The following is a 12,334-nucleotide window of genomic DNA, read 5'->3' on the forward strand; positions in this document are numbered from 1 at the left end:
CTCGTGGGCTATGGCGGGGATGCCTAAACGGTTCGCGGTCATGATGCGGCGCTGGGCGCGGGCCAGTGCCCGCGCGCCCAGCGCCGGGTCCACGGGTGCCGTGCCGAAGACGCGGGTGAGCTGGCCGAGGCCCCGGGTGATCAGCTCGTCGAAGTCGAAGGACTCCGTCATGCCCTGCTCGTCGGGGGCGATGTCCTCGCCGTTCGAGTCGCTTTTCACCCACACGCCGTACAGCTGGGCGGTCTTCTCCTCCAGGGTCATCCGGGAGAGAAGGTCGTCGACCCGGGCCGCTGCGGGCAGGGCGGGGTCACGCCAAGGGGCCGTGGTCATGAAACTCCTGTCATGGGTTGGTGAGTTTCAGTGGCAGCGATGCGAGAAGGGCTCACTTCCCGCCCACCCCCATCAACCCGCCCACCAGCGTCCGCCGCGCCACCAGATACACGGCGAAGATCGGGATGCCGGAGAGGACGACCGAGGCGAGCAGGGCGGGGATGTTGATGCCGAACTGGCTGACGTAGTTGAAGAGTCCGAGGGTGAGGACCCGGGGTTCGTCGGACTGGGTGAAGATCAGCGGGAAGAGGAAGCCGTTCCAGGCCTGGAGCGCCGAGAAGATGACGACCGTGCTGATGCCGCCCTTGGCCAGCGGGATCGTCAGCTGGAAGAGCATCCGCAGGGGCGAGGCGCCGTCCAGGGCCATCGCCTCGTACAGGTCCTCGGAGACGTCTCGCAGGGAGCCGACCAGGACCAGGACCGAGACCGGCATCGCGAAGGCCGCCGTCGGGAGGATGACGGCCAGGAGGGTGTCGTAGAGGTCGAGTTTCGCGATGAGCAGATACAACGGAACGACGACCGCCTGCGCCGGGATCGCCACGCCCAGCAGGAACAGGCGGAAGGCCGCGTTCGACCAGCGGTCGCGGGTGCGGACGGCCACGTACGCCAGGGGGATGGACAGGGCCAGGACGATGCCCACGACCGACACCGCGACGATCGCCGTGTTGCTCAGCAGATGACCGAAGCCGCTGGTGAGGACGGTGTTGTAGTTGCCGAGGGTTGGGTCCGTGGGGGGCTTGAGGGGGTTGCCCGTCAGGGCCTTGTCCGCGCTCGTGAGGGACGCCGACAGCATCGCGTAGATGGGGATCAGGACGATGACCAGCCAGATGAACGCGCCGAGGCCCGCGACCGGGTTGGCGCGCCTCGTCCAGTGGCGTCGGCGGCGAGGGGCGGTCGCGTGCTCGCGCGAGGGCTCGTCGGTCTTCGTGGGGCGCGCCAACGTGTCGTGTGACATGCCGTTCCGTCACATCCCTTCGCGGGTGCTGCGCATGGCGCCGAAGCCCGTCAGCCGGACCAGGACGAGCGAGAGGCCCGTCGCGGCGATGACCAGGAAGGACGCGATGGCACTGGCGTAGCCGAAGTCGTACGTCTTGAAGCCCGCCTCGTACATCAGGTACGGCAGGATCGCGGTGTCCGTGCCGGGGCCGCCCTTGGTGAGGATCAGGACCGTCTCGAAGTACGTCAGTGAGCCGACGACCATCAGGACCGTGGACGTGGTGATGGTGTGGCGCAGCTGCGGGAGTGTGATCGAGAAGAACTGGCGGTAGCGGCCCGCGCCGTCGATGGCGGCGGCCTGGTAGAGGACATCGGGGATCTGGCGGGCCCCGCCCTGGTAGATCAGGGTGTGGAAGGGGATGAACTGCCAGCCGCCGACGAAGACGATCGCGAGGAACGCGCCGCTCTGTGAGCCCAGGGTGTCCTTCTGGATGATGCCGAAGTTCGGGTCGAGGAGGGCGTAGAAGAGGATCGCGATGGCGGTGGAGGAGAGCAGGAACGGGACGAAGAAGACCGCGGAAAGGATCGCGCGGTTGCGTTGCCTGCCCGCCGCCCAGACGCCGAGCAGCAGGGCGATGACCGTCTGGAAGGCCCAGCTGGCGACCGTCAGGACGACGGTCAGCCACAGGGACTGGGTCATCCGGGGGTCGTCGAGGAGTTTCCGCCAGTTGTCGAGGCCGACCGGCTGGGGGTCGCCGAGGCCGTCCCAGCTGGTGAAGGAGAGGTAGAGGGCCAGGGCCATCGGGACGATCGCGAAGAAGGTGAAGAAGAGGACACCGGGGAGGGCCCAGGCGGCGTGCGGGCGGCCCGCGCGCGACCCCCTCGCGGGGGCGGTCGGCCGTTTGTCGACCGTGACGGTCATTTCAGGCCCTTGCACGCCGTCACGAAGTCGCTCGGCGAGGACTGGCCCGCGAACAGCTTGCCTATCTCCGTGTGCATCTTGGTGCCGAGGCCGTCGCCGAGCGCCTGGTCCCAGGAGAGGGTGAAGGCCGGGGCCTTCTGCACCATGTCGTACTGGAACTTCGCGTACTCGGGGTTGGGCGCGGAGGAGAGGAGGTCGGCCGCGTTCGAGGTGGTCGGGACGTCGCCGTTGTCGATCAGGGCCTGTGCGTACGCCTCCGAAGCGCAGTCCTTGAGGAAGCCGACCGCCAGGTCCTTGTTCTTCGTACGGGCGTTGATGGACCAGTAGTTGGTGGGGTTGCCGACGACGTTGCGGACGTCGCCCGTGCCGCCCTCGACGGTCGGGAAGGGGGCCCAGCCCAGGTCCGCCTTGGCGAAGTCGGGGAACTTGCCGAGCTGGGTGGAGTACTCCCAGGAGCCCATCAGGTGCATGGCCGCCTTGCCGCGCGCGAAGACCGCGGGGGCGCCGCCGTTGACGTACGACACCGAGGTGAACTTGGAGCCGAAGGCGCCGTCGTCGATGAGCTCCTTGACGAGTTCGGCGGCCTTGAGGACGGCCGGGTCGCCCCAGCCCTCGGCGTCGCCGTCCTGGATGCGCTTGAAGACCTCGGGGCCGCCGATACGGTCGACCAGGTACTCCAGCCACATCAGCTCGGGCCAGACGTCGGAGCCGCCGAGGGCGAAGGGGGTGATCCTCGCCTTCTTCAGCTTGGTGTTGTTGTCGAGCAACTGGTCCCAGGTGGTGGGCGGTTGGAGCTTGTGCTCGGCGAAGACGGCCTTGTTGTAGAAGAGGATCACCGGCTGCATGCCGCGCATCGGGATGCCGTAATGGCGGCCCTTGAGGTCGCCGGCGGCGAGGACCGAGGGCAGGAAGCCGTCCTTGAGGACCGGGTCGCCCTCGATGATGTCGGTGAGGTCGACGAGCTTGCCCGCCTCCTCGTACGGCTTGATGGAGCCGCCGCCCCAGTTGAAGAAGACGTCCGGGGCGCTGGGCGAGCCCATGGCCGTGCGGAGCTTGGGGGAGTAGTCGGAGCCGGGGACCTTCTGCAGCTTGATGGTGCCGCCGGCCTTCTTCGCGGCGGCCGACTTGTTGAACCGGTCGACGCCCGCCTGCTGGACCTTCACCGCGTCGTCGCCGTACACGAACGCGGTGACCGTCTTGCCGTCCCCGCCGCCTGCTCCGCCGCCGGAGCCGCAGGCGGTGAGGCCGGTGCCGAGCCCAGCGGTGAGCAACGAGGCGGAACCGGCGCCGAGGAACCAGCGCCTGCTGAACGGCCGGCCGCCCGCGCTGTCGCCGGTGACCTGACCTCTACTCGACTCCATGACAGCACCCTTCACGAATGTTCGGACGTGCGAATGTTTCGGATGGCACTTCGAATGTTCCGGGAACGTATGGCCGTCGAAAGGGTTCGTCAAGAGGTCACGCAGGGATACGATCCCGCTCATGAAGCCTGCGAAGCCCGAGGAAACCCAGACAAGAGCGCGTGCGTCGCATTCCACGCAGACCGCGACGCTCGCGGAGATCGCCCGCCAGGCCGGCGTTTCGGCTCCGACTGTTTCGAAGGTGCTCAACGGGCGCGCGGACGTTGCGCCCGCGACCCGTACCCGCGTCGAGGAGCTGCTGCGCGAGTACGGCTACCGCCGCCGGCGCGCCGAGGCGACCAGGTCCCCCCTCATCGACCTGGTCTTCCACGAGCTGGAGAGCGCCTGGGCGATGGAGGTCATCCGGGGCGTCGAGAACATCGCGCGGCAGGAGGGCCTGAGCGTCGTCCTCTCCGAGAGCGCGGGCCGGCTCACCCCCGGCCGCACCTGGGCGGACCAGGTCGCCGCCCGCCGCCCGCACGGTGTCGTCCTTGTCCTGTCCGGGCTCGACGAGTCCCAGCGCGCGCTGCTGACCAGCAGGTCCATCCCGTTCGTCGTGATGGACCCGGCGGGCGACCCCGGCGACGACGTGCCCTCGATCGGCGCCACCAACTGGCAGGGCGGCCTCGCCGCCACCCGCCATCTGATCGAACTCGGCCACCGGCGCATCGGCGCGATCAGCGGACCCTCACGGATGATGTGCAGCCGCGCCCGGGTCGACGGCTACCGGGCCGCTCTGGAGACCGCCGGGCTGCCGGTCGCGGCTGATCTGCTCAAGGCCGGGGACTTCCACCACGAGACCGGCTACCGGCTGGGCCTGGAACTGCTGCGCCGCCCCGACCGCCCGACCGCCGTCTTCGCCGGCAACGACCTTCAGGCGCTGGGCCTGTACGAGGCCGCCCGCGAACTGGGCCTCCGTATCCCGGAGGACCTGAGCGTGGTCGGCTTCGACGACCTGCCGGTGGCCCGCTGGGTGGGGCCGCCGCTGACGACCGTACGGCAGCCGCTGATGGAGATGGCCGAGGCGGCGGCCCGGCTGGTGCTCGACCTCGGCCGCCAGGAGGGCTCCTCGGCGGCGACCCGGGTGGAACTGGCGACGAGCCTGGTGGTGCGGAGCAGTACGGGGGTGCCAGTGCCTCCGGCGGTGTAGCCGGGGAGGCGCGTTGCTGTATGGACGCGTGTTCCGGACGTATCGACGAGTGTCGCGAGCGTATTGACGAGTGTTCGGAGCGCCTCCACACTGCACCGAAGCCAATCGGTTGCACGACCGAAACTTTCGGAGGCACCCGCAATGAGATCTCTGGGAACAGGCTTATCGCTCACGTCCTTGCTGACCGGCGCTGCCACCCTCGCCGCCCTGCTCGTCGCGGCCCCCGCCGCCCACGCGGCCGACCCGCCCCTGCGCGACCTCGCCGCCGCCAAGGGCAAGGCGATCGGCACCGCGGTGACCGGCTCCAAGCTCACCGGCACCTACGGCGAGATCGCGGGCCGGGAGTTCAACTGGCTCACCCCCGGCAACGCCATGAAGTGGGGCTCCGTCGAGCCCACGCGCGGCACCTTCAACTGGACCGAGGCCGACCAGATCGTCGACTTCGCCGAGGCCCACGACCAGGACGTACGCGGCCACACCCTCGTCTGGCACAGCCAGAACCCGAACTGGCTGACGAACGGCACGTGGACGCCGACGCAGCTCAGCCAGCTGATGAACGACCACATCGCGCTCGAAGTCGGCCGCTACAAGGGCCGGTTGGCCGCCTGGGACGTGGTGAACGAGCCGTTCAACGAGGACGGCACCTACCGCCAGACCCTCTGGTACAACGGCCTCGGCGCCGACTACATCGCCCAGGCCCTCACCGCCGCCCGCGCCGCCGACCCGGCCGCCGAGCTCTACATCAACGACTACAACGTCGAGGGCGTCAACGCGAAGAGCACCGCCCTCTACAACCTGGTCAGGGACCTGAAGGCGCGCGGCGTCCCGATCGACGGGGTCGGACTCCAGGCCCACCTGATCCTCGGCCAGGTCCCCTCCACGCTCCAGCAGAACATCCAGCGCTTCGCCGACCTGGGCGTGGACGTCGCCATCACGGAACTCGACATCCGTATGCAACTCCCGGCCACCGAGGCCAAGTTGGCGCAGCAGCGCACCGAGTACGACGCCGTGGTGAAGGCCTGTGTGGCCGTGACCCGCTGCACCGGCGTCACGGTCTGGGGCTTCACCGACTCCGACTCCTGGATCCCGGACACCTTCCCGGGCCAGGGCGCGGCGACCCCGTACGACGAGAACTACACACCGAAACCCGCGTACTACGGCATCGTGACGGCGCTCGGCGGCGCGGTGACCGAGCCGCCGGTCCCGGCGGGCTGCTCGGCGGCGTACAGCGTCGCAAACCAGTGGAACACCGGCTTCACCGGCAACGTGACCATCAGCTGTGCCGCCGGGTCCTCGCTCTCCTCCTGGCGGGTCGACTGGACTTTCGGGGCCGGGCAGCAGGTCGGCCAGGCCTGGAACGCAACGTGCACCCAGACCGGCGCGAACGTCAACTGCGCCAACTCCTCCTGGAACGGCAGGGTGCCGAGCGGCGGTTCGGTGAGCTTCGGCTTCAACGGCACCTGGAGCGGGAGCAATCCGGTACCGACCGTGACGCTGGGCTGAGAGCGGCTGAGAGCGGCTGAGAAGTCTGAGAATTTCCGAAGGAAAGGCGGCAGGAGGTTCTGTCCGTAACAATTCGGACGTAAGTTCCTGTGCGTGAATGGTGGAGAAAGCGCGTGCGAGGACGACAACGGGGGCGCGGGCAGACGGCGGCGTTGGCTGAAGATCGCCGGTGTCACGCTCGCCGGCGTCCTCGTAGTCGGTGCGGGCGGGGCGGGTTGGGCGTTCTGGCGGCTGAACGACAACATCAAGAGCGTCGACATCAACAGCGCCCTCGGTGACAACCGCCCCGCGAAACTCCGGTCTTCTTCGGAGCCGTCCGCGTCGGGCTCCGCCTCGCCGCTGCCGAGCGGCGCGCTGAACATCCTCGTCCTCGGCTCCGACTCCCGCAGCGGCAAGGAGAACGCCGAACTCGGCGGCGGCGGCGAGGATTCGGGCGCCCGCTCGGACACGGCGATGGTCGTCCACATCGACGAGGGCCGCACCGGGGCGACGGTCGTCAGCATCCCCCGCGACACCCTGGTCACCCGGCCGTCCTGCCCGCTGGAGTCGGGCGGTTCGACGGCGGTGGCGTACAGCGTGATGTTCAACAGCGCGTACGCGGTCGGTGGCCCGATCTGTGCGGTCAAGACCGTCGAGTCGATGACGAACGTCCGCATGGACCACTACATCGAGATCGACTTCTCCGGCTTCGCGAAGCTGGTCGACGCGCTCGGCGGCGTCACGGTCACGACGGACGAGGACATAGACGACGAGGACAGCCACCTGACGTTGGAGGCCGGCACTCATCACCTGGACGGCGAGAAGGCCCTTGCCCTGGCCCGCACCCGCCACGGCATCGGCGACGGCAGCGACCTCGGCCGCATCGGCCTCCAGCAGAAGCTGGTGAAGGCCCTGCTGGACCAGATCTCCTCGACCAACCTCCTCACCGACCCCACCCGGCTCTACGAGGTCGCCGACGCGATCACCGGCAGCCTGACGACGGACACCGGCCTCGATTCCCTGACCGAACTGATGAGGCTGGGCGAGAGCCTGAAGGGCCTGTCGTCGGACGACACGACAACCGTGATGATGCCGGTCGTCACCGCCCCCTACGACAGCAACCGGGTGGTGGCGGACGAGCCGGAGGCGAGCGAGTTGTGGGAGTCGCTGAAGTAGCGGCGAAAAACACTTCAAGAAATCCGGCGGCCGTGTCGATCCGAGATGCAGCCGTTCGACGCATGGGTGAGAGTCGGGGAGAAGCCCTGGCCGCCGATGCATTGGGAGTCACCATGCCGCGCTACCTCTCGATGATCCGGATTGACGAGACGACAGCGCCCGCCGAGGGCCCCAGCCCCGAGCTGATGCAGCGGATGGGGGATCTGTTGGAGGAGATCACCAAGGCGGGGGTCATGCTCGACACCGCCGGGCTGATGCCGACCGCGCAGGGGAAGAGGGTGCGGTGGGAGGGCGGGAAGCTGTCGGTCACCGACGGCCCGTTCACCGAGACCAAGGAGGTCGTCGGCGGCTACGCGCTGATGCAGTGCAAGGACATGGCCGAGGCGGTCGAGTGGGCCAAGCGGTTCCTGAAGGTGCACGAGGACTACTGGACGGTCACCTGCGAGGTGCGGGAGATCCAGGAGGGCTGAGCCCCGCCGAACCCGCCCTCCGCGACTACCACTTGCTGCCGAGCGTGCGGGGGGATCTGCTGCGGCGGCTGGGCCGTACGGAGGAGGCGCGCGCCGAGTTCGTACGGGCGGCCGGGCTGGCGCGGAACGAGCGGGAGCGGGCGTTGCTGCTGGCGCGGGCGGAGGAGGAGTGAGGAGAGCGGGGGCAGGCGGCGCTAGGCCGGGTGGCCGATCAGCATCGTCGGCGCTCCCGCGACCCGGGTCAGGAAGACCGTCGCCGAGTTGCGCCCCTGCGGTTTGACCTTCTTCCGTAGTTCCTCCGGCTCGACGGCCGACCCCCGCTTCTTCACGGTCAGGATGCCGACCTCGCGTTCCCGCAGCAGGGCTTTCAACTTCTTGACGCTGAAGTGGAGTTGGTCGGTGATCTCGTAGGCGGTGGCGTACGGGGTGACGTGGTGTTCGTCGGCGGTGATGTAGGCGATCGTGGGGTCGATCAGCCCGCCCTCCAGGTCTTCGGCGACCTGGGCGACCAGGTGGGCGCGGATGACGGCGCCGTCGGGCTCGTACAGGTACCGGCCGACCGGGCGGACCGGGGGGTCGGGCAGCATGGTGTCGGGGGAGGCCCGGATGTCGGCCTCCGCGGGCAGCAGCATCGCCCGCCGCGACCCAGGCGTTCCGTTCTCCCGGAACCACAGCACGGCCTCCTTCACATCCCCGCCGTCCGAGATCCACTCGGCCTCGGCCGTCGGCGGAATCGCCTCGTGCGGGATGCCGGGCGCGATCTTCAGCACGCCGAGCGGAGCCTTGAGCGCGGCCGACACGGCCCAGGACAGGGGCGGGGAGTAGGCCTCCGGGTCGAAGATCCGGCCGCGCCCGGAGGAACGCCGGGCCGGGTCGACGAACACGGCGTCGTACCCGGCCGTGTCCACCTCCGTCACATCCGCCTCGCGCACCTCGATCAGATCGGCGAGGCCGAGCGCGTCGGCGTTGGCGCGGGCCACCGCCACCGTCAGCGGGTCGTGGTCGACGGCCAGCACGCGGATCCCGGTGCGCGCGATCGCGATCGCGTCCCCGCCGATCCCGCAGCACAGGTCGGCGACCGACCGCACGCCCATCGCATGGAAGCACTCGGCCCGGTACGTCGCCACGGTCGTCCGGGTCGACTGTTCGACCCCGTTCGGCGTGAAGAACATCCGCTCCGCGTCCGCCGCCCCGAACTTCGCCGCCGCCCGCTGCCGCAGCCGCGCCTGTGCCATGGCCGCCGATACGAGTGCCGCCGGGTGGTCACGGCGCAGCCGGGTCGCCACGGCCAACTCCCGCGCCGGTTCGGTATCGCGCACCTCGTCGAGGAGGGCGCGGCCCTCGGGGGTGAGGAGGGGGGCGAGGAAGGTGGCGGGGTCCAGGGCGTTCACCGGGCCATTGTCGGTCAGGGGGAGGGGGCGTGGGGCGCGGAGGGGTGGTGCGGGGTGGTGCGGGGGGTGGGGAGGGGGGTGAGGGAGCACGCCGGTGGTGTGGGCCAGTCGGTGGATGGTCCGGGGCCGGTGGCGGTGTCGGGGTGGTGGGGAGGGGCTGTCCTGCGAGGATGCGGCGCCATGCGACTTGTACGACAAAATGATGGAAAGAGTGCGAAGCGGGCGAGTTTCTGGTGGGGGAGCGGTGGTGTCCGGGGCGGCGGCACCGTGCTCGCCGCCGCGGTCATCGTGTCCGGCTGTGCTGGGGGTGGTGCCGAGGAGACATCGGAGAGTGGCTCCTCCGAGCGGCGCGGGACCGCGGGGGCGGCGCACGGCCAGGAGCGTGGGCGGCGGCCCCTCGACGTGCCCGGCGCACGAGCCCTCGACACGTACGCCGGCAAGTTGCGCCGGGCGCACGCCGCGCGGGTCGCCGCCGCGAAGCGCTGGGGGCTGGCCGAGGTGCCGCTGATCGCGCCCGCGCCCCCGACGAAGAAGCCGGCGCTCAGGACCCGTAAGGGATTCGAGGTCGACGGGCACGTGGAGGACGGACTTCCACCGGTCTTCACCACGGTCCCGACCCGCCACAAGGTCGTCTTCCTCACCATCGACGACGGTGCCGAGAAGGACCCCGCGCTCCTGCGGATGATGAGCGAGCTGAGGATCCCGTACACCGCCTTCCTCAGCGACTACCTGGTCAAGGAGGACTACGGCTACTTCGAGCGGATGCGGGACCGCGGCGTCGTCCTCAACAACCACACCCTCAGCCACCGGCACATGCCCGCCCTCTCCTACGCCGCCCAGAAGCGTGAGATCTGCGGCATACAGGACGTGATCGAGAAGCGGTACGGCAAACGGCCCACCCTCTTCCGGCCGCCCTACGGCAACTACGACCGGGACACCCTCCACGCCGCCAAGGCCTGCGGCGTCAAGGCCGTCCCCCTCTGGAACGAGGAGGTCTTCGTCGACCGCTGGGACTACCGCGAATGGGACCGCGAACTCCGCCCCGGCGACATCGTCCTCAGCCACTTCCGGGGCGAGTCCGACTGGAAGGGCACCATGCCCGACATGATCCGCCGCTTCCTGAACCTGGTCACCGCCGAGGGGTACGCGGTGGCGAGGCTGGAGGACTACCTGTGAGGGGCGGCGGGGGGCATCGGGTGAGGGGAGGGCGTCAGGCACGGGGAGGGGGTGCGGCGCGAAGAGGGGGTGCGGCGCCGGGGGAAGGTCTGGCGCGAGGAAGGCGGGTGGCGCGGGGAGAACGCTGGGTGGGCCGAGGGTGTGGGAACCGGGAAGAGCCTGTGGTGCGCCGTGGGGCGCGCGTTGTGACAGCTCGTACGCCGGTCGCCCGCGCCTTGGCCGCTCTCTCCGCTCTCACGGCCCTCGCCGTACTGCTCCTTGCCGGGTGCGCAGGCGATCCCGGCGGCCGCGCCGACCGAGCGGAGGGGCCCGGGGTCGAAGCGATGGCGAAGGGCCGACTGCCGGCGCGAGGGCCAAGGCCGCCATCGGCTCCGGCGCAGTACAGAGGTCCGAGCTCAGCCGTCCCCCACCCCGGCGCGGGCGGCGCATCGAACCCCGGCTCCTCCACTCCGTGTTCCGGCGCGGGCGGCGCATCGAATCTCGGCTCCTCCGCCCCACGCCCCGGCGCAACTGCTCCCGGCTCCGCGGTTCCCCGCCACCCGCACTCGCCCCCGTACCGCCGCTGGGGCCTCGCCACCCCCCTCGCTCCCGCACCCAGGACTCCCGACCTGCCTTCCGTACCCCGCGCGGCCCGCCCGGGTCTGCCGCCCGTCGTCGACCGCGTCCCGACCCGGGACAAGGTGGTCTTCCTGACGTACGACGACGGGGCCGAGAAGGACCCGAGGTTCGTCGACATGGTGCGGGAGCTGCGGCTGCCGGTGAGCATGTTCCTGACGGACAGTGTCGTGGGGCCGGGGTACGGCCACTTCGCGCGGTTGCGGGCGGTCGGCGCGACCGTGCAGAACCACACGCTCGACCACACCGCCCTGCGCGGCCTGCCGTACGCCGGACAGCGCGCCGAGATCTGCGGCCAGCAGAACAAGCTGAAACAGCGCTTCGGCGTCCGGCCGGCCCTCTTCCGCCCGCCTTACGGCGTCTACGACACCACCACGCTCCGCGCCGCCGCCGACTGCGGCATCGCGGCCGTCGTCCTGTGGCGCGCGTCCATGCAGATCAACGACCTCCGCTACGCCGTCGGCGACCACCTCCGCCCCGGCGACATCGTCCTGGCCCAATTCCGGGGCCCGGACCAGCTGAAGGGCGCCACGCTCACGGAGATGACGACGCGGCTGCTGCGCCGGATCCAGCAGCAGGGCCTGACGGTCGGCCGCCTGGAGGACTACCTCTGACGCTCGCCCCGGACGCGTCCGGCGCCTCGCCGCACCCCACGCGACGCGCCGCCGCGACCCACTCGATTAGCAGTCCGCTTGACCGAGTGCTAATCGCGGTCATAGTCTCAGGTCTGGCACTCCCCCCTGGAGAGTGCCAACTAGCGACGGGCAGGTCCGGCACCCGCGACGACGGATCCACCTGGTCGCCACCTCAGACAGTTAACCCCGTGAGATCTCCGAAGGGGGAGGTCGGATCGTGACGACCACCAGCTCCAAGGTTGCCATCAAGCCGCTCGAGGACCGCATCGTGGTCCAGCCGCTCGACGCCGAGCAGACCACGGCCTCTGGCCTGGTCATCCCGGACACCGCCAAGGAGAAGCCCCAGGAGGGCGTCGTCCTGGCCGTGGGCCCGGGCCGCTTCGAGAACGGCGAGCGCCTGCCGCTCGACGTCAAGACCGGCGACATCGTGCTGTACAGCAAGTACGGCGGCACCGAAGTGAAGTACAACGGCGAGGAGTACCTCGTCCTCTCGGCTCGCGACGTCCTCGCGATCATCGAGAAGTAAGGGGGTCTGGGGGGTCACCCCCAGAAATCCTGCACCCGCTTCCACCGAAGCACATTGCTTTTGAGCTGCGCCCCGGGCCCCCGCGACCTTATGAAGCCGGGCGTTCGGGGCGCAGTTCGTTTCAC

At 69.9% G+C, this 12,334-nt stretch carries 11 protein-coding genes and 2 pseudogenes; 8 read left to right on the forward strand and 5 right to left on the reverse strand.

The annotated features are described in order from the left end of the window. From ACFU53_RS20850 to ACFU53_RS20865, 4 genes and pseudogenes are all read right to left on the reverse strand, one after another. Window positions 1-330 (reverse strand): annotated as a pseudogene (locus ACFU53_RS20850) (glycosyl hydrolase); the annotation flags it as partial. 52 nt (window positions 331-382) lie between these two features. Further along, on the reverse strand, window positions 383-1,285 hold the full coding sequence (locus tag ACFU53_RS20855) for a carbohydrate ABC transporter permease (RefSeq protein WP_383994271.1): 903 nt from the start codon (window positions 1,283-1,285) through the stop codon (window positions 383-385). A gap of 9 nt (window positions 1,286-1,294) precedes the next feature. Beyond that, window positions 1,295-2,188 (reverse strand): carbohydrate ABC transporter permease, encoded by an 894-nt coding sequence (locus ACFU53_RS20860; protein WP_383994275.1) that lies wholly within the window; start codon window positions 2,186-2,188, stop codon window positions 1,295-1,297. Further along, window positions 2,185-3,549, reverse strand: coding sequence for an ABC transporter substrate-binding protein (locus ACFU53_RS20865; protein WP_383994278.1), 1,365 nt, complete (start codon window positions 3,547-3,549; stop codon window positions 2,185-2,187). The genes ACFU53_RS20860 and ACFU53_RS20865 overlap by 4 nt, the downstream gene beginning before the upstream one ends. Window positions 3,550-3,670: 121 nt before the next feature. Here ACFU53_RS20865 and ACFU53_RS20870 point away from each other — a divergent pair, with 121 nt between their 5' ends. The 5 genes and pseudogenes from ACFU53_RS20870 to ACFU53_RS20890 all read left to right on the forward strand — a co-directional run. Next, complete coding sequence (locus tag ACFU53_RS20870) at window positions 3,671-4,738, forward strand: LacI family DNA-binding transcriptional regulator (protein ID WP_383994281.1); 1,068 nt, start codon at window positions 3,671-3,673, stop codon at window positions 4,736-4,738. A 141-nt stretch (window positions 4,739-4,879) separates the two neighbouring features. Further along, complete coding sequence (locus ACFU53_RS20875; RefSeq protein WP_383994284.1) at window positions 4,880-6,241, forward strand: endo-1,4-beta-xylanase; 1,362 nt, start codon at window positions 4,880-4,882, stop codon at window positions 6,239-6,241. Window positions 6,242-6,334: 93 nt separating this feature from the next. After that, window positions 6,335-7,396: an LCP family protein gene (locus tag ACFU53_RS20880; RefSeq protein WP_383994287.1), complete on the forward strand. Its 1,062-nt coding sequence runs from the start codon at window positions 6,335-6,337 to the stop codon at window positions 7,394-7,396. A 113-nt stretch (window positions 7,397-7,509) separates the two neighbouring features. Then, a complete protein-coding gene (locus tag ACFU53_RS20885) occupies window positions 7,510-7,866 on the forward strand; it encodes a YciI family protein (protein ID WP_383994290.1) in 357 nt (118 codons plus the stop codon). A 5-nt stretch (window positions 7,867-7,871) separates the two neighbouring features. Beyond that, window positions 7,872-8,039: pseudogene (locus tag ACFU53_RS20890) on the forward strand (RNA polymerase subunit sigma-24); the annotation flags it as partial. A gap of 21 nt (window positions 8,040-8,060) precedes the next feature. Here ACFU53_RS20890 and ACFU53_RS20895 read toward each other — a convergent pair. After that, window positions 8,061-9,257, reverse strand: a complete 1,197-nt coding sequence (locus ACFU53_RS20895) for a methyltransferase domain-containing protein (protein ID WP_383994293.1) — start codon at window positions 9,255-9,257, stop codon at window positions 8,061-8,063. A gap of 180 nt (window positions 9,258-9,437) precedes the next feature. Here ACFU53_RS20895 and ACFU53_RS20900 point away from each other — a divergent pair, with 180 nt between their 5' ends. The 3 genes from ACFU53_RS20900 (at window position 9,438) to groES (ending at window position 12,209) form a co-directional block, all read left to right on the forward strand. Further along, window positions 9,438-10,433: a polysaccharide deacetylase family protein gene (locus ACFU53_RS20900; RefSeq protein WP_383994296.1), complete on the forward strand. Its 996-nt coding sequence runs from the start codon at window positions 9,438-9,440 to the stop codon at window positions 10,431-10,433. Window positions 10,434-10,756: 323 nt separating this feature from the next. Next, window positions 10,757-11,662 carry a polysaccharide deacetylase family protein gene (locus ACFU53_RS20905; protein ID WP_383994346.1) on the forward strand — a complete coding sequence of 302 codons (906 nt, stop codon included), beginning with the start codon at window positions 10,757-10,759 and terminating at the stop codon, window positions 11,660-11,662. 238 nt (window positions 11,663-11,900) lie between these two features. After that, window positions 11,901-12,209: a co-chaperone GroES gene (gene groES, locus ACFU53_RS20910; RefSeq protein ID WP_003998759.1), complete on the forward strand. Its 309-nt coding sequence runs from the start codon at window positions 11,901-11,903 to the stop codon at window positions 12,207-12,209. The last annotated feature ends 125 nt before the right edge of the window (window positions 12,210-12,334 follow it).

The sequence above is a fragment of the Streptomyces sp. NPDC057474 genome, assembly GCF_042802555.1.
In the GTDB taxonomy this organism is placed as follows: domain Bacteria; phylum Actinomycetota; class Actinomycetes; order Streptomycetales; family Streptomycetaceae; genus Streptomyces.